This is a genomic window from Ruegeria sp. AB7 (assembly GCF_056542625.1).
In genome coordinates this window covers 980,631-1,000,380 of sequence record NZ_JBQGAC010000001.1, presented here as the reverse complement: position 1 = coordinate 1,000,380, position 19,750 = coordinate 980,631, and the positions used below count along the sequence as shown (strand labels likewise).

Annotated in this window: 19 protein-coding genes and 2 tRNA genes; 10 read left to right on the top strand and 11 right to left on the bottom strand. The window is 57.0% G+C overall.

Features of this window, described 5'->3' with window-relative positions; translation table 11 throughout:
• The first annotated feature begins 9 nt into the window (after positions 1-9).
• Positions 10-1,071, top strand: coding sequence for an ABC transporter ATP-binding protein (locus ACR0EN_RS05055; protein ID WP_480585485.1), 1,062 nt, complete (start codon positions 10-12; stop codon positions 1,069-1,071).
• Complete coding sequence (locus ACR0EN_RS05050) at positions 1,072-1,638, top strand: histidine phosphatase family protein (RefSeq protein WP_480585482.1); 567 nt, start codon at positions 1,072-1,074, stop codon at positions 1,636-1,638. It abuts the gene before it with no gap.
• A gap of 4 nt (positions 1,639-1,642) precedes the next feature.
• Here ACR0EN_RS05050 and ACR0EN_RS05045 read toward each other — a convergent pair whose 3' ends face one another.
• The 7 genes from ACR0EN_RS05045 to ACR0EN_RS05015 all read right to left on the bottom strand — a co-directional run bounded on the left by ACR0EN_RS05045 (position 1,643) and on the right by ACR0EN_RS05015 (position 7,481).
• Positions 1,643-2,434, bottom strand: coding sequence for an inositol monophosphatase family protein (locus tag ACR0EN_RS05045; RefSeq protein ID WP_480585479.1), 792 nt, complete (start codon positions 2,432-2,434; stop codon positions 1,643-1,645).
• 214 nt (positions 2,435-2,648) lie between these two features.
• Positions 2,649-2,723 (bottom strand) — tRNA-Glu (locus tag ACR0EN_RS05040).
• A gap of 22 nt (positions 2,724-2,745) precedes the next feature.
• A tRNA-Glu gene (locus tag ACR0EN_RS05035) sits at positions 2,746-2,820 on the bottom strand.
• 109 nt (positions 2,821-2,929) lie between these two features.
• On the bottom strand, positions 2,930-4,672 hold the full coding sequence (recJ, locus tag ACR0EN_RS05030) for a single-stranded-DNA-specific exonuclease RecJ (RefSeq protein ID WP_480585476.1): 1,743 nt from the start codon (positions 4,670-4,672) through the stop codon (positions 2,930-2,932).
• A 90-nt stretch (positions 4,673-4,762) separates the two neighbouring features.
• Positions 4,763-5,746: a class II fructose-bisphosphatase gene (gene glpX / locus ACR0EN_RS05025; protein WP_170422349.1), complete on the bottom strand. Its 984-nt coding sequence runs from the start codon at positions 5,744-5,746 to the stop codon at positions 4,763-4,765.
• 71 nt (positions 5,747-5,817) lie between these two features.
• Positions 5,818-7,104: a homoserine dehydrogenase gene (locus ACR0EN_RS05020; protein ID WP_480585473.1), complete on the bottom strand. Its 1,287-nt coding sequence runs from the start codon at positions 7,102-7,104 to the stop codon at positions 5,818-5,820.
• A gap of 128 nt (positions 7,105-7,232) precedes the next feature.
• Positions 7,233-7,481, bottom strand: coding sequence for a hypothetical protein (locus ACR0EN_RS05015; RefSeq protein WP_170396262.1), 249 nt, complete (start codon positions 7,479-7,481; stop codon positions 7,233-7,235).
• 100 nt (positions 7,482-7,581) lie between these two features.
• On the opposite strand from ACR0EN_RS05015, the gene ACR0EN_RS05010 reads away from it, so the two are divergent.
• Positions 7,582-8,169 (top strand): TetR/AcrR family transcriptional regulator, encoded by a 588-nt coding sequence (locus tag ACR0EN_RS05010; RefSeq protein ID WP_170512799.1) that lies wholly within the window; start codon positions 7,582-7,584, stop codon positions 8,167-8,169.
• A 7-nt stretch (positions 8,170-8,176) separates the two neighbouring features.
• On the opposite strand, the gene ACR0EN_RS05005 is transcribed toward ACR0EN_RS05010, so the two are convergent.
• Positions 8,177-9,088 carry a pirin family protein gene (locus tag ACR0EN_RS05005; protein WP_480585470.1) on the bottom strand — a complete coding sequence of 304 codons (912 nt, stop codon included), beginning with the start codon at positions 9,086-9,088 and terminating at the stop codon, positions 8,177-8,179.
• A 159-nt stretch (positions 9,089-9,247) separates the two neighbouring features.
• Here ACR0EN_RS05005 and ACR0EN_RS05000 point away from each other — a divergent pair, with 159 nt between their 5' ends.
• The gene (locus ACR0EN_RS05000) at positions 9,248-9,718 is read left to right on the top strand and encodes a hypothetical protein (RefSeq protein WP_170817959.1); all 471 of its coding nucleotides are present in this window, start codon (positions 9,248-9,250) and stop codon (positions 9,716-9,718) included.
• On the opposite strand, the gene ACR0EN_RS04995 is transcribed toward ACR0EN_RS05000, so the two are convergent.
• From ACR0EN_RS04995 to ACR0EN_RS04985, 3 genes are read right to left on the bottom strand one after another with little or no spacing between them, the layout of a single operon-like run.
• Positions 9,715-10,311, bottom strand: coding sequence for a hypothetical protein (locus ACR0EN_RS04995; RefSeq protein ID WP_170396270.1), 597 nt, complete (start codon positions 10,309-10,311; stop codon positions 9,715-9,717). The genes ACR0EN_RS05000 and ACR0EN_RS04995 overlap by 4 nt on opposite strands.
• Positions 10,298-10,915 (bottom strand): TadE/TadG family type IV pilus assembly protein, encoded by a 618-nt coding sequence (locus ACR0EN_RS04990; protein WP_170396272.1) that lies wholly within the window; start codon positions 10,913-10,915, stop codon positions 10,298-10,300. Before ACR0EN_RS04990 ends, ACR0EN_RS04995 begins: the two co-directional genes overlap by 14 nt.
• The gene (locus ACR0EN_RS04985; RefSeq protein WP_255612046.1) at positions 10,912-12,639 is read right to left on the bottom strand and encodes a pilus assembly protein TadG-related protein; all 1,728 of its coding nucleotides are present in this window, start codon (positions 12,637-12,639) and stop codon (positions 10,912-10,914) included. Before ACR0EN_RS04985 ends, ACR0EN_RS04990 begins: the two co-directional genes overlap by 4 nt.
• A 129-nt stretch (positions 12,640-12,768) precedes the next feature.
• On the opposite strand from ACR0EN_RS04985, the gene ACR0EN_RS04980 reads away from it, so the two are divergent.
• The 6 genes from ACR0EN_RS04980 to ACR0EN_RS04955 all read left to right on the top strand — a co-directional run bounded on the left by ACR0EN_RS04980 (position 12,769) and on the right by ACR0EN_RS04955 (position 19,731).
• On the top strand, positions 12,769-13,077 hold the full coding sequence (locus tag ACR0EN_RS04980; protein WP_170396276.1) for a hypothetical protein: 309 nt from the start codon (positions 12,769-12,771) through the stop codon (positions 13,075-13,077).
• Entirely contained in the window at positions 13,064-14,494 is a 1,431-nt protein-coding gene (locus ACR0EN_RS04975) for a Glu/Leu/Phe/Val family dehydrogenase (RefSeq protein ID WP_170396277.1), read from the top strand. The genes ACR0EN_RS04980 and ACR0EN_RS04975 overlap by 14 nt, the downstream gene beginning before the upstream one ends.
• Positions 14,495-14,690: 196 nt before the next feature.
• Positions 14,691-15,944 (top strand): sarcosine oxidase subunit beta family protein, encoded by a 1,254-nt coding sequence (locus ACR0EN_RS04970; RefSeq protein WP_480585466.1) that lies wholly within the window; start codon positions 14,691-14,693, stop codon positions 15,942-15,944.
• Positions 15,945-15,999: 55 nt separating this feature from the next.
• The gene (locus tag ACR0EN_RS04965; RefSeq protein WP_480585463.1) at positions 16,000-16,263 is read left to right on the top strand and encodes a sarcosine oxidase subunit delta; all 264 of its coding nucleotides are present in this window, start codon (positions 16,000-16,002) and stop codon (positions 16,261-16,263) included.
• The gene (locus ACR0EN_RS04960) at positions 16,260-19,193 is read left to right on the top strand and encodes a sarcosine oxidase subunit alpha family protein (RefSeq protein ID WP_480585460.1); all 2,934 of its coding nucleotides are present in this window, start codon (positions 16,260-16,262) and stop codon (positions 19,191-19,193) included. The genes ACR0EN_RS04965 and ACR0EN_RS04960 overlap by 4 nt, the downstream gene beginning before the upstream one ends.
• Positions 19,186-19,731 carry a sarcosine oxidase subunit gamma family protein gene (locus ACR0EN_RS04955; RefSeq protein WP_170817956.1) on the top strand — a complete coding sequence of 182 codons (546 nt, stop codon included), beginning with the start codon at positions 19,186-19,188 and terminating at the stop codon, positions 19,729-19,731. Before ACR0EN_RS04960 ends, ACR0EN_RS04955 begins: the two co-directional genes overlap by 8 nt.
• The last annotated feature ends 19 nt before the right edge of the window (positions 19,732-19,750 follow it).

Sequence of the window (19,750 nt, the reverse complement as noted above, 5' to 3'; positions counted from 1 at the left end):
GAGTTTGACATGAGCCTGCAGTCCAAAGCCGCGCCGGTTCGGTTCGAGTCCGTGACAAAGATGTTTGGCAAGGATGTCGTTGCCGTAGACAACATTAACCTGCATGTCGAAGCCGGAAAGCTGGTCACGCTGTTGGGCCCGTCGGGCTGCGGCAAGACGACGACGTTGAGGATGATCGCGGGGCTCGAAATGGCCACCTCGGGAAAGATCACCATCGGGGATCGCGATGTGACCAAACTGCCCGCGACGGACCGCGACGTATCCATGGTGTTCCAGTCCTACGCGCTGTTTCCTCATATGAGCGTGCTTGAGAACGTGATGTATGGCCTCACGTTCTCGGGCTTTGCTAAAGACGAGGCCCGCCGCCGCGCGCTGGACGGTTTGGAGCTGGTTGGCCTGAAAGGTTTTGACAGCCGCCTCCCGTCAGAACTGTCTGGTGGCCAACAGCAGCGCGTCGCTGTAGCGCGGGCTTTGGTGTTGGAACCACAGGTGCTTTTGTTTGATGAACCGCTCTCGAACCTCGACGCGAAACTACGCCGCCAGGTGCGCGAGGACATCCGGGCCATTCAGCAAGACCTTGGCCTGACCGTCGTCTACGTGACACACGATCAGGAAGAGGCTCTGGCGGTGTCCGACGAAATCGTCGTGATGCGGAATGCCGCGATTGCCCAGATTGGCACGCCTCGCCAGCTTTATGACGCCCCAAATGATCGCTTCGTTGCGGATTTTATTGGTGAGGCCAATCTGCTTGCCTGCCAGATCATCTCGGTCGACGGCGACATGGCCACCATCGAGATCGAAGGCTACCGCCATACCTTGGCATCCCGTGGCTTGACCGAAGGGCCTGCGACCGTCGCCATCCGGCCTTCTCGACTTGTGATCGGAGCCGCGCAAGGGGTTGCAGCGACCGTCTCCAAAGCCACCTATGTGGGTGTCCGAATGGAGTACACTCTGACTGGTGCGTTCGGCCAGGTCTTTGCAGTCCATGACGATGTCGATGCGCCGCTAGAGCCGGGTGCAGAAGTACAGATGGCCTTCGCCGAGAAAGGTCCGGTGCTTTTGCCCGAATAGATGCCCTGTCTTCTAATCATCACGCACCCCGAGGTCATCATTGACCCGAACACCCCCATTCAGGACTGGGGGCTTAGCGCGGTAGGCCGCCGCCGCGCCGCGGCCTTCGCAACCAGCGGAGTTTTTGCAGAGGTTACCCAGCTATGGGCCAGCACCGAGCAAAAGGCCCGCGAGACGGCCGACATCCTGGCTGCGCCCCGACGCCTGCGGATAAAACATGATGCCGCACTTGGTGAGAATGATCGAAGCGCCACCGGTTTTCTGCCGAGTGACCGGTTCGAAGCTGCCGCTGATGCATTCTTTGCCCACCCCAACACCGGTTTTCGCGGCTGGGAAACTGCCGCTGCCGCCCAGCGGCGGATAAACCAAGCAGTAACTTCAATTATCGAAACGCATGATGGCAGTGACCTCGCCATCGTTACCCATGGGGCCGTCGGGACCCTTCTGTGGTGCTCCTTGTCGGGCCGCCCCATTGATCGGAGGTATGATCAGCCCGGGCAAGGCCATTATTGGCAAGCCGATCTAACGGACCTTAAACCGCTGAGCGGATGGCGCTCAATCGACTAGATTGTCAGGCCTGCCATGCGTTCTCAGAGATTTCACGCAAAGTATTAAACACATCCGGAGTACCAGCGATCACCCGACCGCCGTTGCGGATCATTGCGCCTGCGTCGTGATCTTCGACCACGCCGCCTGCTTCCGCGATCATCAATTGACCAGCCAGACAATCCCAGGCGTTCATATGTTCTTCGACATAGCCAAGCAGCCGGCCCGCTGCGACATAGGCCAGTGACAGCGCGCCACTGGCGTTTCTGTGAAACATGGCCCCACGCTCGATCAGGTTCGCGACGATTGGAACAATGTTACGGTTATCCACCCGGTTTGAATAACCGACTGCCACCGTTCCTTGATGCAGCGCAACACTCGAAGCGACCCGCAATGGCGCATCATTCAATGTTGCCCCGCCTCCGCGCGAGGCTACAAAGGTCTCACTGACATTTGGGTCATGGATTACACCGATCTCGGTATTTTCCTCAGCGACGCCCGCCAGAACGATGGTCCAGGCCGGAATGCCATTGACGAAATTCGTGGTGCCATCGATTGGATCGATCACCCAGTCAAATCCGCTTGAACCTTGTGTTTCACCATGCTCTTCGCCAAATATGCCATCGTTGGGCCAAGCCTCGGCGATCCTCTGGCGGATGAAGGTTTCGACATTCCGGTCTGCCTCGCTGACCCAATCCTGTGCGCCTTTTTGATCGACGATCAAACCGCCCCGGTCGGAGAAATACCTGGAGGCGATTGTGCCAGCTTCCTTGCAGATCGCGATCGCGAAGTCTTTGCGTTCTTTGAGGTAATCCATTGGGAATCCAAATCATATCTGTTGTTGGCCAAAACTGTGCAGGCTTGGTGATGGAATGGCAAATACCAAATGCTGATGAACTCGGTCCGGGGCAGCCATTGACAGGCGTGCCTTCAACCGCATTTCGCGTCTTTAAAACGGGGCGCGCAGGTTTCGTGCTAAACACGATGCTGTAAGAATACGTCGCCGGGAACGATTGTAGCATTGAAGAAAATGGTAGCCCGTAGGGGAATCGAACCCCTCTTTCCAGGTTGAAAACCTGGCGTCCTAACCGATAGACGAACGGGCCATTTAGACCAGACAAGCACAAGTGGTAGCCCGTAGGGGAATCGAACCCCTCTTTCCAGGTTGAAAACCTGGCGTCCTAACCGATAGACGAACGGGCCACGCTGGCTTGTGGAGGGCCTTTTACGGTTTACCTTCCCCCCCCGCAAGACGAAAAACGCAAGGCTGTGAAACTTTTTTGGCCGTTCCTGAGCGGCGTTGAAACGGTTGTCAGACAGCTTCTGCCGCGTCTTCCAGCCGCAGCTGCACGCTCTGTCGTCCGACCCAGGTATTCACCTCAAGCCGACCCGCGAAATGGAACCGCGCACCGCCGTGATTAGACAGGCGATCCCCCAACGGGCCGTCGAACGCGCCAAAGGCGATGGCATCCAGTCCGCCAGACATTCCATCCGAAAGTGACAGCTTCAAATGAGTTTCGCCCACGCGTTTAGCAAAGCGCACTTGCAGATCAGGCAGCGCATAGCGCGGGGCAGGGGCACCGGCCCCGAAAGGACCCGCTTTCTCTACCTGTTCGATCAGATCGACTGTCGCGGCCCCGGGCATCAGCGCCCCGTCCAGCTTCAAGTCGGCGGGACCGCCTTGGCCTGCACCCTGTTTGGCCAGAAGTTCGGACAGGCGCGACATTGCAGGCTCCAACTGATCACGCATCACCGTCAGACCGGCCGCCATCTTGTGGCCACCACCCTTGACCAGCAGCCCTTCGGCAGCCAGTCGCTGGATCGACGCGCCCAGATCAACGCCCGAGATCGACCTGCCTGAACCTTTGCCCTCATCCCCGTCAAACCCGATCACGATAGCGGGCCGGTTTGCCGACTCTTTCAGCCGCGAAGCAACGATACCTACCACGCCGGGATGCCAACCGTCGCCTGCGGCCCAGACCAGCGGCGCATCCAACCCACGGTCCTCGGCTTGCGCCAAAGCCGCCGCGCGGACCGCGTTTTCGATCTCGCGCCGTTCCGAATTCAGGGCATCCAGCCGCTCGGATAAGGCTTCGGCCTCAGTGATCGAGTCCGTGCTCAGCAGGCGCGCGCCAAGATCAGCCTGACCAATGCGACCGCCTGCATTGACGCGCGGCCCCAGCAGAAACCCCAGATGATAGCTATTGGGCGCGGTATCCATGCGCGCCACGTCTGACAACGCGACCAAACCAGGCCTTTGCCTTTGGGTCATCACTTTCAGGCCCTGTCGAACCAGCGCCCGGTTGGCGTCGATCAACGGCGCAACGTCCGCCACCGTGGCCAGCGCCACCAGATCGAGCATTGCCATCAGATCCGGCCCCTTGGCCCCGGCCTCACGCAACTGACGACCCGCCTCGACCAGCATCAGGAACACCACCGCAGCAGCGCAGAGATAGCCCAGATCGCCGCTTTCGTCCTGTCGGTTCGGGTTCACCACGGCGACGCAATCCGGCAGGGTTTCTGCACCCAAATGGTGATCCAAAACGATCACATCCGCACCCTTCGCCGCCGCGATAGGTTCGTGGCTCAGCGTTCCGCAATCCACGCAGATGATCAGGTCATGGCTAGCCGCTAGTTCCTGCATTGCAGGCACATTTGGCCCATAGCCTTCATCAATCCGGTCGGGCACATAAAGCGTCGCGGCAAGCCCCATCTGGCGCAGCCACACCAACAACAACGCAGCCGAACTGCCCCCGTCCACATCATAGTCAGCAAACACTGCGATCTTTTGGCGCTTGCGCACAGCCTGTAGAAACCGGGCCGCAGCGACGTCCATATCTTTCATCGATCGCGGGTCGGGCAGCAGTTCCTTCAACTTGGGTTCCAGGAAACCGGCGGCCTCCATCACCGGTACACCGCGCCGTGCCAAAACCTGACAGACGGCGCGAGGCAGATCTGTCTGCTGCGCCATCATTTCTGCTGACCGCTCGACCTCAATCCCCGGTCCGATCCAGCGTCGCCCCGTCAGAGATTGCTCTACGCCCAGAAATGCCACATCTCACCTCATGCACTAAGGCCGGACCCCTGGGGATCCGGCCTCTTGGTCTTTTATGAATACTCTTGCTGAAGGCGCTGGCGCAAGCCGCTATGCTTCGTTATGTGGCCACATCGGCGTGCGGTAGGACATCCGCCGCACCGAGCCCGTTTTTGATCGCATGAGCAGCGTCGTTGTTTCAACCCAACCCGGTTCCCGCTTGATGCGCGGCAGCAGTGAACCTCCGGTGACCCCAGTAGCGGCAAAGATTACATCCGCCGTTACCATCTCGTCGCGCGCATAAACACGGTCCAGATCGGTGATGCCCGCCTTGGCCGCCCGGCCACGTTCGTCGTCATTACGGAACAACAGGCGGCCAAAGATCTGACCGCCCATGCATTTCAGCGCGGCTGCGGCAAGCACACCCTCGGGCGCACCACCTTGACCCATATACATGTCGATGCCGGTCACTTCGCTTTCGGCGCAATGCATCACACCTGCGACGTCGCCATCTGTGATCAGGCGGATCGACGCACCGGTATCGCGGACTTCAGCAATCATCGCTTCGTGGCGGGGACGCTCCAATATGCATACGGTAATATCCGCAGGCTCACAGCCTTTGGCCTTGGCCAGCGCTTCAACTCGCTCGCGCGGGCTCATGTCCAAGCTTACGACACCTTCGGGAAAGCCCGGACCAATGGCCAGTTTGTCCATGTATACGTCCGGAGCGTGTAGCATTGAGCCGCGCGGGCCCATGGCAATGACGGTCAGCGCGTTGGGCATGTCCTTGGCGGTCAGGGTTGTGCCTTCAAGCGGGTCCAGCGCAATGTCTACGCCCGGGCCGTTACCAGTGCCAACCTCTTCGCCGATATAGAGCATTGGCGCTTCATCACGCTCGCCCTCACCAATGACAACGACACCCTCAATGTCCAGAAGGTTCAGTTGTTCACGCATAGCGTTGACGGCAGCCTGATCGGCAGCTTTCTCATCACCCCGGCCAACCAGAGAGGCGGACGCCAGCGCGGCCTGTTCTGCCACCCGTGCAAGGCCCAGAGACAGCAGGCGGTCGTTGAAATCGATCTTGGCAGCGTTCATCTTCGCATATCCTTTGGTCAGCTAAGGCGTTTTATCCGGCATAGCCTGCGCGCAGCATAGGCCGCAAGGGGTCAGACTTGTTCGATACGCAGGGCGACGGGTTCTCCGGCCACCACATCGGTGGCGCGCAGGCCATCCAGTGCATGGTCCAGCGTTGCCCGCGTGGTTTTGTGGGTCACGATCAGCACGGGCGCTGTGCTTTCTGTGTGCCCATACTGCCGCATCCGGTCGATCGAGACGCCAGCATCGCCCAGAATCGCCGCGACCTTTGCCAGAGCGCCGGGCTTGTCCAGAAGACCGAGCCGCAGATAGTAGGGTGCAGGTAAGCCAGTAACGGCGGAGGCAGCGTCTTGCAGGGTCGTCGCGGGGCGGCCAAATGTCGGTATATGCAAGCCTCGCGCCAGATCGCAAACGTCGCCCATCACCGCGCTGGCAGTGGGACCTTCACCGGCACCGGGGCCGCGCAGAACGATTTGTTCAACTGCATCCCCATCCAGCACAACCATGTTTGTTCCGCCTTCCAACTGACCTAGCGGAGAATTGCTCGGCACTAGACAGGGTTGCATCCGCTGTTCCAGTCCGCGCGCCGTTCGCTGTGCTACACCCAACAGCTTGATGCGATACCCCATGTCGTGGGCCTGATGGATGTCATCGAGGCTAATATGCTGAATGCCCTCGATCTCGATCCCATCGAAATTCGGCTTGGTGCCAAAGGCAATCGAAGACAGCAGCGCCAGTTTGTGCGCCGCGTCGATGCCGCCAACATCCAGATTCGGATCGGCTTCGAGATAGCCAAGCTGCGCGCATTCCTCGAACAGGGCGTTATAGCCCAACTCCTGCGATTGCATCCGGGTCAGAATATAGTTGCAGGTACCGTTCATGACGCCCATGACACGCGTGATCTCGTTACCCGCCAGTCCTTCGGTCAGAGATTTGATTACCGGGATACCAGCCGCGACAGCCGCTTCGAAGCGAATTACACGCTCTGCGGCCTCAGCCAATTCCGCCAATTCCTGCCCGTGAATCGCCAGCAGCGCCTTGTTTGCGGTGACGACATCCTTGCCACTGTTCAGCGCCGCCTCGACCGAAGCTTTCGCGGGGCCGTTCTCGCCGCCCATCAGTTCGACAAAAACATCGATGTCTTCGCGTTTGGCCAATGCAACGGGATCGGTTTCCCATGCATAATCCGAGAGGTTTACGCCACGGTCCTTGCTGGCATCACGGGCCGAAACTGCGGTGATCTCGATGCGACGCCCGGTGCGGGCGTGCAACAAATCGGCATGACGACGCACAATTTTGACCACACCCACGCCAACGGTTCCCAATCCGGCAATTCCAAGCCTCAGCGCCTGTGTCATTCCCTTGGGTCCTTTCTGCTCGCAATACCGCCCGCGATGGCGAAGTGTCCTTTGCGGGCTGCCTTAGCGGGTTCGAGGCAGGGGTGCAATCCGTCTAATCTTTTGGAGCTAGTGGCGTGGCCGAAATCCTAGTTAATCTCAGCATTCTGCAGCGCTTCGGCTTTTTCCGCCAACGCTTCGCTGCGTGCTGTCAGGTCTTCTTCTACCTCTTCCGCTTCGCTGATTGGATCGGTCGGAGGGCCGAGGGCGGGATCTAAAGCAATAAGCTTGGGGTAGGGTGCCTTGCGCAATGCGGCGGTTTCGCTGCCTTCCAACTCAGGGATATTTGCGCAGCCGGCGGTAGCCAGCACAAAGAGAATGGGCAGCAAAAGCTTCATCGCAGTCCTTCGGGTCGCAGCGTGTATCCCGTGATGCACGTTTTGTCGGAATGGTTCAAGCGGGGTTCTATCTGAACGTCTGTTCAGATACGATCGAAGCATGGCGCGTACACAAGGTTCTCATTCCGATATCACCGGCCCCCGCATTCGCGAGGCCGCACTGGGGCTGTTTGCCCGTCATGGCTATGCTGCGGTTTCAATGCGGCAGATCGCAGGCGAGGTGGGGGTGCAGGCTGGGGCACTCTATAATTACACGCCCGACAAGCAGAGCCTGCTGTTTCGGCTGATGCGCGATCACATGCAGGATCTGATGGCCGCCTATGACGATCTCGACCGGTTTGATAATCCACAAGATGCGTTGCGTCAGTTTGTCGGGTTCCACATCCGTTTTCACCTGCAGCGTCCCGACGAGGTGTTCATCGCTTATATGGAGCTGCGCAATCTGAACCCCGAAAATTTTGCCGAAATCGAGGCCTTGCGCCGCCGTTACGAGGACTCGTTAGAGCATATTCTGCGTAACGGGCAGCAATCGGGTCAATTTTCGGTCTCCGATACCAAGATCGCTACCTTGGCGGTGATCGCCATGCTGAATGGTGTGATCACTTGGTATCGCAGCGGCGGCCGCCTGTCGCTGGATGAGGTCGAGCAGGTGTATTGGGACATGGTCCGCAAAGCGGTTACCGCCTGACCAGCCCTTAGTGGGCCGGGCGGATGAACGTTCCGTTCCGCAATTCCCGAAACGCTTGCTGCAATTCTGCCTGCGTGTTCATTACGATCGGGCCATGCCACGCAACGGGTTCATCGATCGGAGCGCCCGAGATCAAAAGAAACCGCACACCCTCGGGCCCGGCCTGAACCGTGATTTCATCTCCGGTTCCGAACCGAACCAACGTCCTGTCGCCTGACATGTCGCGGATGTTGACCTCTTGCCCGGCAACTTCTTTTTCCAAAAGAACACCGGTTGGCTGAGACGCATCAGCAAAGGCAGCACTGCCTTCAAAGATATAGGCGAAGGCCCGGCGGTATGTGTCGATCGGAATGGTTTTATTCACCCCTGCCGGTATGCTGATATCCAGGTATTGCGGATCGGCAGCGATACCGTCCACTGGGCCCGTACGTCCCCAGAATGTACCGACAATCACACGGACCTTTGTCCCATCATCATCGATGATTTCCGGAATATCAGTGCTTTGAACGTCCTGATAGCGCGGGGTGGCCATTTTCTGATCTGATGGCAAATTGCCCCACAGCTGGAACCCATGCATCTGACCGCTGGCCGACCCCTTGGGCATTTCTTGATGTAGGATACCCGACCCGGCGGTCATCCACTGGACATCTCCGGCACCCAGCGTGCCGCTATTGCCCAGCGAGTCGCTGTGTTCGACTGTACCGGACAGGACATAAGTGATCGTTTCGATGCCCCGATGCGGATGCCACGGAAAACCGGCCATATAGTCCAATGGGTTGTCATTCCGGAAATCATCGAACAGCAGAAACGGGTCCAGTTCCGACGGGTCCTGAAACCCGAACGCCCGGTGCAGTTTGACGCCCGCGCCTTCCATCGTCGGGACCGCCTTGCGGAATTCCAAAATTGGTCTGAGTGACATAAAAGCCTCCTGATCCTTTGACCGGAACTTATGCGTCGGCCTGAGGCAGTCAATTTGCGCAGGAACACTGAAGCTGTGCGAAGATGCTCAGACAGGTGACGCGGTGCTGTCCTTTGCGTATCAAAGCGGTTAAAGCGGGCGGACAATCAGGAGAACAATATGCAAGAAGAAGTGCTGGCTACGGTCGCGGCCTCGGCACCGCGGCGCTGGACTGGGGTAGGGATGCTGGTCACGGTCGGGGCGTTGGTCATTTACGTCGCGTTGGCATCGCCGCCTGAGTTAGGCTGGCAGGTCTTCTTACTGGTTTCCGGGGCAGCTGCGTTCTGGTTAGCCCGTCGCATGTGGTACGCGACCGAAGACAGGATCGAGCTGACCCAATCCCAATTGCGCACAGGCTCGGGGCAGGTGATCTGCAATATCGAGGATGTCGAAGGCGTAGACCGGGGCGTGTTCGCATTTAAGCCATCAAATGGCTTCTTGGTAATCACTCATGCACGAAGCTCAAACCAGTGGGCGCCCGGTCTTTGGTGGCGTGTCGGACGAAGGATTGGCATAGGCGGCATGACAGCCGCCGCCGAGACCAAATACATGTCGGAAATGCTGTCGGCGATGCTTGCTAAAAAGAGTTAGACACCCAAGCAAGCAGGGTCGGTATTGACGATCTGGTCGAAAACACGCGGGTGTGTGAAGACCAGATTATCCATTTCAAAGTCAGCAAATTTGAATGCCATCTGGAATGGCGCTTTGTATGTATTGTTGGTTTCGACCAGTATCATTGAGCCGTTATCAGGCATTACCGGAAGCCGTTGTTTGATTTTCACGATCTCTGCGTCGGTCCATTTCTGATATCCAGTGCCCCGCACGCAGGACCATAGAACATCGTGGAGATCGTTATCACCATCATAGGTCAGATAGGTCACACGCATCGAGACTGGTGCTCTGGTATCAACCATGTTTTCCAGAAGGTCGTACATGGTGTTGATATACGCGGCGTTAACATCTTCAGCTTCGCGTGAGAGCACATCCGCAACTGCGTAGGCTCCTTTGATGTTGATCGCGCTTTGGCGATAGCTGTCATAATAGGTGTAAGACGCAAACATTGACCAGAACAGCAGCGGCAATATCAGCATTGCCTCGACCGATAAGGCGCCGTCTTCTCGTTTGAGAAAGCGGTTCAGCAGTGCCTTGGGAAGGTTGCGATTTTCTTTGTTAATTCGAGGCATCGGCCACATCCACTGTTGTGTCAGATGAATCGTCAGGATCAGCTGATGAACCACCAAATGGTTCATGAACAAATACGGTCGTCGCCTGCAGTTCCCATTGGCCGTCGTTGTCCTGCTTCGCAATGCCGCTCAGCATCGAAAGCCCAAAAACAGGTGAAACCTCAAGACAGGCGCGGATAATCATAAGCTCATTTGAAGTCCCTTGTTCAAAAACAACTTCGTCCGGCTTACGAATTGTCTCCGGAGTGTCGACACAATAGGGGGTTGGATCCAACTGATTGCCGACCCGCGGATCAATGGACTTCATCTCGAGCGCGAGGTTTTCCGAGCAATTGGTTATCAGCGCTTCGTCACAGATCATTTTCTTCAGCAGCGCGTGATCCCATTCATCTTCCCCTTCGGGGAGGCGATTAAGCCGAACCTCCCGAATTGTCATATCCAGAGATCGTTCAAGATCGGCATGGTGGAAGGACTGCAATCCCAGATCCATGCCTGAATAAGCGACATACAGGAAGAATGGAAACCAGAAGATAAACTCGATAGACGAGTTTCCATCCTCATTCTTTCGAAATCTCCGAAGCCGATTCCGCAGTGTCTTTGTCATTGGGTCAGCCTCAGGTTTTGAATGGAGGTGCTGATTGAATCGAAGACGCGTTCAATCTGATTGCCGGTGGCTTCATAGTAACGGGCAGGTTTGATCGCGCAGTCTTTCAGCATCTGCTTAACACCGTAGGGTGCCTCAAAAGCGATCGAGAAGATGATGACATTATCTTCTTCAGCTTCTTCGCAGAGATCTACAACATTTGGATTTTTGGTCGAAGGACCAATTTCGGTCGTGGAGTCAGCTGCAAATTCTTCACCGCGATCCCAGCCATAAGCGTGACGCAACATATTCCGAATTGCGTATTTTTCAGTATGCGCCCAGACATCGGGCCATTCCAGTTCTACCGGATCGGAATCTGTTGAAAGCCCTTCGGAGTCCTCGCGTGTTTGCGATCGATCCATCGAATAGCAGGTGCCGTTGTAGTAATCCGTACAGCGGTAGCGCATATAAGTCCCATTGCCATGGGCATGATCTTGGTATTTGTCGCGGGTCCAGCGCCTGTACGAACTGTCCCGTACAGTTGTGGCGACATTAGGCCAAGCCCAGCGGTCATACTCTTCATCGTAGATAGAATACGTTTCGGCATCTTCATTCCAATAGATGTCCGAGGGGCCGTCATTATAAGGCGGATTCACTTTGTGCTGATAAGTGTTTTCGCCATCCGTCATCAGCACCAGAACCTTGAGGGTGTCCGTGGTCTTGTTAGGGGCTGGCCGAATTGCGAACGAGTCCGGAATTTCTGAACTGTCCGCAATCTGAGCGATCAGCGGTTGGATACTATCGTCAAGCAAAGTTAGACCCCACTTGAGGCCCACATCGATCGAAGTCCAGCCGCTTGCCACAAGATTCTGGATCTGACCTTTCAGAATGTCAGGATCATTCTGGATTACCGTCATCTCTCGCCGATCTGTGGTGGTTTCAAGACGGCACGTATTGCTGGTTACCAACGTGTCGCTGAACCTTTTGTCGCTGGAGCCATTATCCTTGAAATGAAGAGTTTGCGGGACATAATCCCCTTTTGTGATGATGTTTCCTTCGTCGTCGACGATGTCGTAATAGTTGAAATCGGTCGTTGTGTAGTCCGAAGCCTGGAAATCGATGCAATTGGCCCTTTCGTTAGCCCCGATCGTGTTCAAAGCATTCATAAGGTAGTCAGGCACCGACACCTGTTCCGAGTAGGGCACGATTGAGATCGACAATCTACCATCCTCAGATTTCAGGATCATCTCATCGATAAAGTCCTCAGCCGCACTTTTGAGGTTGGTCAGCTTTGTCCCGCGCATCGAACCCGAGACGTCCAGAACCAACGAAATTTCGACGTTACCAATCGATTCTTCGGCGATGCTGGTGGCGGTTGTATCAATGTAATCGACGCCACTCCATTTCATGAAGTGTGTCTCAATGCTCATGTCGGCGCTGGCTTCGACTTTCCGTTTTCCTTCAAGTTCTGCAACCTGAGTCACGGTTCCGTCGTCGTTTGTCGTGCATGTCTCGGGCTCGACCTTGATATTTTTGATGATATTCGTATCGAAACCTTCTTTGCGAATGTAATCATTCACCACGACCCGTGGGCAAAGCTCTTGGTCCAGGTCAGCTGCGGCAAGGACCGCGCGGTCAAGTGCGTATTGTAGCCTTACCCTTTCGCGATCATACCGCATGACGTCGACCGCGAACCCGGCCACGGTGAAGACTATCACGATCAGGAAAAGGGCAAGGATCGTCATCGTGCCTTCTGTCGAAGAAACAAAGTGCCGCAAGTGCCGCGAACAACTGTTTTCGCGGCAGAGACGGTTGAATTGGGCCTTCAAATCAAACTTGCGCATAATTGGTTCCTCGGTCGATCAGACACACTGATGCCAGCACTTCGCAACTTTAATAATTTACCCACGGATCGTGGCGAGATTTGGGCGCAGTGGACACTATGCTGCTCGTTTTTAACGAGATTTAGCTTTATTCCCGGTGTTATTGGTGGTTTTGTTTCGCGCCTTTGGACAATCGCGCGGCTTTCGTTAACGCCCGACTCACCAATGGAGCTGAAAAGTAAAGTTCACAAACTGATGAAAATACGTGCAGTTACTGATTGCGGTATTTGGCAAGCAGTGCGACAAAAAGTCATGACGTATCTCGTCTACCGGCACGGAGGATTTTATGACCGGCATTAAAGAACCCAGCTTTCGTGAGAGTGTTGATTTGATGTTCAACAGAGCGGCGTCTCTGATGGATTTGCCGCCCGGGCTAGAAGAGAAGATACGGGTTTGTAATGCCACCTACACCGTTCGGTTCGGGGTTCGTCTGCGGGGGCAGATCCACACCTTTACCGGATATCGTTCGGTTCATTCGGAACATATGGAGCCGGTAAAGGGTGGCATTCGCTATGCCTTGGCGGTGAACCAGGATGAGGTCGAAGCGCTCGCTGCGCTCATGACTTACAAGTGTGCACTGGTCGAAGCGCCCTTTGGTGGCTCGAAAGGGGGCCTTTGCATTGATCCTCGCCAGTATGAAGAACATGAGATGGAACAGATCACGCGTCGTTTTGCCTATGAGCTGGCAAAGCGCGATCTGATCAACCCATCTCAGAACGTCCCTGCGCCCGATATGGGAACCGGCGAGCGCGAAATGGCGTGGATGGCTGACCAATATGCGCGGATGAATACGACCGATATCAACGCGCGAGCCTGTGTGACAGGTAAACCGTTGAACGCGGGGGGCATCGCGGGCAGGGTCGAAGCAACCGGGCGCGGCATCCAATACGCGTTGCGCGAATTCTTCCGAAACCCGGAAGACGTCAAGAAGGCGAACTTGTCAGGCACGCTGGACGGAAAGCGCGTCGTCGTGCAGGGATTGGGTAACGTGGGCTATCACGCAGCCAAGTTCCTCAGCGAGGAAGACGGGTCGCGTGTGGTCGGCATCATCGAATGGGATGGCGCACTGTATAATCCCGATGGCATCGACGTAGAAGCCGTGCGGCAGTGGATCGTCAAGCATGGCGGCGTGAAGGACTATCCCGACGCCACGCATTCCGCCGAGGGCGGCGCGGTACTTGAAGCCGAGTGTGACATCCTGATTCCGGCGGCGCTGGAGGGGGTAATAAACCTTTCCAACGCCGAACGTATCAAGGCACCACTGATCATCGAGGCCGCCAACGGGCCTGTCACGGCGGGTGCTGATGAGATCATGCGCAAGAAAGGCACGGTGATCATTCCTGACATGTATGCAAACGCCGGTGGTGTGACCGTGTCCTATTTTGAATGGGTCAAAAACCTCAGCCACATCCGTTTTGGCCGGATGCAGCGGCGTCAGGAAGAAGCTCGGCATGAGTTGATCGTCAGCGAACTGGAACGGTTGGATCGGTATCTGGGTGACGCTTGGTCGATGTCTCCGGATTTCAAGGCCAAGTACCTAAAGGGCGCGGGCGAGTTGGAGCTGGTGCGTTCTGGTCTCGATGACACGATGCGCATTGCCTATCAGTCGATGAGCGAAGTCTGGCATGATCGCGCGGATGTCGACGATCTGCGCACGGCGGCCTATATCGTTGCGATCGACCGCGTCTCAAAAAGCTATCGCGCCAAGGGCCTCTGAGCGCCCAGACAACAGAAGATTCTTGAGTGGCCAACCATCGGGTTGGCCATTTTTCATTTCGGTCGAAGTCGTCAGAGTGTGTGGATTGGTCGCCCAGCGACAAGTTTTCGTCGAAAACAGGAGTGGAACCGGATTCCGGCGTTGTTACTGCTGGGTGAAGTTGGTTTGATGCCGACACACCTGTAGGGAGTTCTGAATGCGTTTCTCCGGCTTACGTGTCCTGAAAGAGGGCCTGACCGGCAACAAAGGCTGGACGCCGCACTGGCGCGAGCCTGAACCGAAATCCGAATATGACATCGTCATTATCGGCGGCGGAGGTCATGGGTTGAGCACGGCCTATTATCTGGCCAAGGAACATGGTCTGACCAATATCGCTGTTCTGGAAAAGGGCTATATCGGTGGGGGCAATGTCGGGCGCAACACCACCATTGTGCGCGCGAATTACTTTTTGCAGGGCAATTCCGAGTTCTACTCGCACTCATTGAAGCTGTGGGAAGGTCTTGAGCAGGATCTGAACTACAATGTCATGCACTCGCAACGCGGGATCATCAACCTGTTCCATTCGGACGGGCAGCGTGATGCCGCTGCGCGCCGGGGCAACATGATGATCAGTCAGGGTGACGATGCTATCCTGCTCAATCGCGATGAATTGAGGCGGATGGTGCCCTTTCTGAATTTCGATGACCTTAGGTTCCCTCTGTATGGCGGTCTCTACCACCCGCGCGGAGGTACAGCGCGACACGATGCAGTGGCCTGGGGCTATGCGCGCGGAGCGGACCAGCGCGGCGTGGATCTGATCCAGAACTGCGAAGTGACCGGTATTGATATCGAGAATGGCGTGGTGCGCGGTGTTCAGACCTCGCGCGGGCCGATCCGGGCCAAGAAGGTGGCGATGGTTGCTGCCGGGCGTTCAGGTCAGGTGGCGGCGATGGCTGGAATGAGGCTGCCGATTGAAAGCCATGTCTTGCAGGCCTTCGTGACCGAAGGTCTGAAGCCCTGCATCGATCATGTGGTGACGTTTGGCATGGGGCATTTCTATATCAGCCAGTCAGATAAGGGCGGGCTGGTTTTTGGCGGTGATCTGGATTTTTACGCCTCCTATGCGGCGCGAGGTAATTTGCCCACCGTCGAAAGCGTGATGGAGGCCGGGATGGCGCTGATGCCGATGATCGGCAAGGCGCGGGTGCTGCGATCCTGGGGCGGGATCATGGATATGTCGCCCGATGGCTCTCCGATCATAGACCGAACGGATATTGATGGGCTCTATCTCAATTGCGGCTGGAACTATGGTGGCTTCAAGGCGGTTCCAGGTTCGGGGAATGTGTTTGCGTATCTGATTGCGACGGATCGGTATCACGAGAATGCCACCGGCTTCCGACTGGATCGTTTCCGCACCGGGCGCGGGATTATCGATGAAGAGGGCAAGGGCTCTCAGCACAATCTGCATTGAGGGGCGCGATGTTGGATTTGGGTATTATTGAAAAGATCAAGAAGGGCGCGCGGCTATGAGGATCACCTGTCCATTTTGCGGCGAGCGGGATCGGCGCGAATTCTACTATCGCGGGGCGGCAGTGGATCTGGACCGACCGGCCCCGGATGCCGGTGAGGCGGCTTGGGATGATTTTGTCTACCAACGGGAAAACCCGGCAGGGCCGACACGAGAGCTTTGGTATCACGAAGGCGGGTGCGGTGCATGGATCGTGGTCACACGAAACACGGTCACGCATGAGATGATCGACGCGCAGCCGGCATCGGAGGAGCGGGCATGAGGATCGATGGAAAGGGTCTTATCGATCGTACGCAGTCGATTCCGTTTGTTTTCGATGGTGCCAGCTATAGCGGCTATGCGGGCGACACCCTGACCTCAGCGCTTTTGGCGAATGGCGTACGACTGATGGGGCGTTCGTTCAAGTACCACCGGCCTAGGGGTGTGCTGAGCGCAGGCAGCGAAGAGCCGAATGCGCTGATGACCGTGGGGGCAGGCGCAGGACAAGAACCAAATATTCGCGCCACGATGCAAGAGATCTATCCGGGACTTGAAGCGCGCAGCCAGAATCGCTGGCCCAGCCTGAGTGTCGATTTGATGGGGATCAACGATCTGGCTTCCCCGTTCTTGGGCGCGGGTTTTTACTACAAAACCTTCATGTGGCCGAAAAGCTTCTGGGAAAAGCTATACGAGCCGATCATTCGACGTGCCGCCGGATTGGGAGCACTGTCGGGCGAAGACAATGCCGACAAGTACGAAAGCGCTTATGCCTTTTGCGATCTGCTGATTATCGGGGCAGGGCCTGCGGGGCTGATGGCCGCTCTGGTCGCGGGTCGTGCCGGCGCGGACGTCATTCTGGCCGACGAAAACAGTCGCGCGGGTGGGCGTCTGCTGGCCGAGACCTATGAGATCGACGGAAAACCGGGTCCCGATTGGGTTGACGAGGTGCTGGCCGAGTTAGCCGCGATGGACAATGTCCGCATCATGACCCGGACCACTATCGCAGGCGCCTATGACCAAGGTACCTTTGCGGCGTTGGAACGCGTTTTTCACCATACGGATCACCGCCCCAACGGGGCGCCGTTGGAAACCTATTGGCGGATCGTGGCCAAGCGGTCAGTTCTGGCGGCAGGCGCGCTGGAGCGCCCGGTCGCATTCCGCAACAATGATCGCCCGGGGATCATGACCGCTGGCGCGGTGCGGGCGTATCTAAACCGATGGGGTGTCAGCCCGGGCCGCAATGTGACGATCTTCGGAAATACTGACGATATCCATCGCACTGCTCGTGATTTGTTGGATGCTGGTGTCCATGTGGCGGCTGTGATCGATAGCCGCCATGACGCGCCCTTGTCTGACGACTACGAGGTTCTACGCGGGGCGCAAGTTTGTAACAGTTCGGGCCGTAAAGGGCTGGAGGCGATTACGGTGCGCCGCGCCAGTGGAGAAGAACGGATACACACGGATTGCCTTGCCATGACAGGGGGCTGGAATCCTTCGGTTCATCTAACGTGTCACATGAATAGCCGCCCGATCTGGAAGCGTGAGATCGAGGCCTTTGTGCCAACGCCGGGGGCCGTGCCGGGCATGGTGACAGCGGGTGCGTGCAACGGATCTTTCTCAACTACAGCCTGCCTTCGTGAAGGGATTGAGGCAGCCAAAGGCGTACTTGGCGATCTTGGCTACAAGGCCACGAAGACTGTGCCACCGCAGGCCGAGGATACGCCATACGAGATCACGCAGCTTTGGGCCGTTCCCGGCAAAGGGCGCGCGTGGCTGGATTTCCAGAACGATGTTACAGTGAAAGACGTCAAACAAGCCGCGACTGAGAATTTCCGGTCAGTCGAGCACATGAAGCGCTATACGACGCAAGGTATGGCGACGGATCAGGGCAAGAATTCGAACGTGGCGGCGTTGGCCATTCTAGCGGACGTCACCGGGCGCGCGATACCCGAAACCGGAACCACGACGTTCCGCCCTCCGTATTCTCCTATCGCCATTGCCGCGCTGGGTGCTGGGGCTGAAGGCAAGGGTTTCAAGCCGCAACGCTTTATCACTTCGCACAAAGCGACCGTAGCGCGGAAAGCTCCGTTGGTTGAGGCCGGGTTGTGGTATCGCCCCAGCTATTTCCCAAAGGGTGGAGAAACCACGTGGCGGCAATCCTGTGACCGTGAGGTCAACATGGTGCGTCAGGCCGTCGGGGTGTGCGATGTCTCGACGCTTGGCAAGATTGACATACAGGGGCCGGATGCGGGGGCGTTTCTGGACTTCGTTTATACGAACATGTTCTCGACCCTCAAAGTTGGCCGAACGCGATATGGCCTGATGTTGCGTGAGGATGGATTCGTCATGGATGATGGCACCACCGCGCGGCTGGGAGAGACGCATTACCTGATGACCACCACCACGGCAGGTGCTGGCGATGTAATGAAGCATCTGGAATTCGTTCATCAGGGTCTGCGCCCTGATCTGGATGTCTCGTTCATCTCGGTCACCGAACAGTGGGCACAGTTTGCCGTTGCTGGGCCAAAATCGCGTGAATTGTTGAATGGTTTGCTGGACACACCTCTTGACGAAGAAAGTTGGCCCTTCATGGCTTGCGGATCGATCTCGGTGCTGGGTGTGCAGGGGCGTTTGTTCCGGATCTCGTTCTCGGGCGAGCATGCATATGAAATCGCCGTGCCTGCGCGCTATGGCGCGACCCTGTTCGATATTTTGACCGAGCGGGCTGAAGCGCTGGGCGGTGGTCTTTATGGGATGGAGGCACTGAACGTTCTTCGGATCGAAAAGGGCTTTATTACGCATTCCGAGATCCACGGACGGACAACTGCCTATGATATCGGCATGGGTCGGATGGTGTCGCAGAAGAAGGATTGCATCGGCAAAACGATGTCGCAACGTCCGGGCCTTGAAGAGCCGGGGCGCGAGCGGTTGGTCGGGCTCAAACCCATTGGCGAAAGCAAGGAATTGCTGGCGGGTGCGCATCTTTACCGGGAAGAGGCCGAGCCGGTGCGGACCAATGATCAGGGCTATCTGACCTCCGTGTGTTATTCCCCGACGCTGGAAACGATGTTGGGCTTGGGCTTCTTGGCGGACGGGCCTGAGAGGTATGGAGAAATCGTGAAAATGGTCGATCATCTGCGCGGCGTGACAACCCTGTGTGAAGTGGTGAACCCGGTTTTCTTTGACCCCGAAGGAGGGCGCGTCCGTGGATAATCTGACCGCCAAAACACCCTGCGACGGGTTGCTGCCTTTGACTATCGGCTCTGTAACGCTCAGCGAAGAGGATGCGGGCGCGATCCATTCGATCTCACCTTTCAAGGGTAAGCAAAAGGCGCTGTCGGAGGATTTGAAAGCAGCGCACGGGATGGCCTATCCATCGGCCAACCGCGCAACGGGTAAGGCTGGCGCGCGGGCGATCTGGTTCGGCCCGGCGCATGCGATGCTGATCGGGCCGTCTCCTGATGCGACCCTGACCGAGAATGCGGCCATTGTGGACCAATCAGATGCCTGGGCTGTGGTCCGGTTAGAGGGTGCTGATGTCGAAGACGTACTGGCGCGCGTAGTGCCTATTGATCTGCGTAAGGCGAACTTCAAGCGCGGCCACTCCGCCCGGACCCTGCTGTTCCACATGACCGCTTCGATCACGCGCGTTGGGGAGAACACGTTTCAGATCATGGTCTTCCGATCCATGGCTGAGACCTTGGTTCACGATTTGAAAAGGGCGATGGAAGGCATCGCCGCGCGCGGGTAAGCTGCGCTGAAAGAAACGA

Excerpts from the sequence above, each read along its gene's own strand:
- ACR0EN_RS04985 (WP_255612046.1), bottom strand. The coding sequence starts at position 12,639 with ATGACGATCCTTGCCCTTTTCCTGATCGTGATAGTCTTCACCGTGGCC.
- ACR0EN_RS05010 (WP_170512799.1), top strand. The coding sequence starts at position 7,582 with ATGGCGCGTACACAAGGTTCTCATTCCGATATCACCGGCCCCCGCATT.
- ACR0EN_RS05045 (WP_480585479.1), bottom strand. The coding sequence starts at position 2,434 with ATGGATTACCTCAAAGAACGCAAAGACTTCGCGATCGCGATCTGCAAG.
- ACR0EN_RS05005 (WP_480585470.1), bottom strand. The coding sequence starts at position 9,088 with ATGTCACTCAGACCAATTTTGGAATTCCGCAAGGCGGTCCCGACGATG.
- ACR0EN_RS04980 (WP_170396276.1), top strand. The coding sequence starts at position 12,769 with ATGCCAGCACTTCGCAACTTTAATAATTTACCCACGGATCGTGGCGAG.
- ACR0EN_RS04990 (WP_170396272.1), bottom strand. The coding sequence starts at position 10,915 with ATGACAAAGACACTGCGGAATCGGCTTCGGAGATTTCGAAAGAATGAG.
- ACR0EN_RS05015 (WP_170396262.1), bottom strand. The coding sequence starts at position 7,481 with ATGAAGCTTTTGCTGCCCATTCTCTTTGTGCTGGCTACCGCCGGCTGC.
- ACR0EN_RS05020 (WP_480585473.1), bottom strand. The coding sequence starts at position 7,104 with ATGACACAGGCGCTGAGGCTTGGAATTGCCGGATTGGGAACCGTTGGC.
- ACR0EN_RS04975 (WP_170396277.1), top strand. The coding sequence starts at position 13,064 with ATGACCGGCATTAAAGAACCCAGCTTTCGTGAGAGTGTTGATTTGATG.
- ACR0EN_RS04970 (WP_480585466.1), top strand. The coding sequence starts at position 14,691 with ATGCGTTTCTCCGGCTTACGTGTCCTGAAAGAGGGCCTGACCGGCAAC.
- ACR0EN_RS05050 (WP_480585482.1), top strand. The coding sequence starts at position 1,072 with ATGCCCTGTCTTCTAATCATCACGCACCCCGAGGTCATCATTGACCCG.
- ACR0EN_RS05055 (WP_480585485.1), top strand. The coding sequence starts at position 10 with ATGAGCCTGCAGTCCAAAGCCGCGCCGGTTCGGTTCGAGTCCGTGACA.
- ACR0EN_RS04965 (WP_480585463.1), top strand. The coding sequence starts at position 16,000 with ATGAGGATCACCTGTCCATTTTGCGGCGAGCGGGATCGGCGCGAATTC.
- ACR0EN_RS04960 (WP_480585460.1), top strand. The coding sequence starts at position 16,260 with ATGAGGATCGATGGAAAGGGTCTTATCGATCGTACGCAGTCGATTCCG.
- ACR0EN_RS05000 (WP_170817959.1), top strand. The coding sequence starts at position 9,248 with ATGCAAGAAGAAGTGCTGGCTACGGTCGCGGCCTCGGCACCGCGGCGC.
- ACR0EN_RS04995 (WP_170396270.1), bottom strand. The coding sequence starts at position 10,311 with ATGCCTCGAATTAACAAAGAAAATCGCAACCTTCCCAAGGCACTGCTG.
- glpX (WP_170422349.1), bottom strand. The coding sequence starts at position 5,746 with ATGAACGCTGCCAAGATCGATTTCAACGACCGCCTGCTGTCTCTGGGC.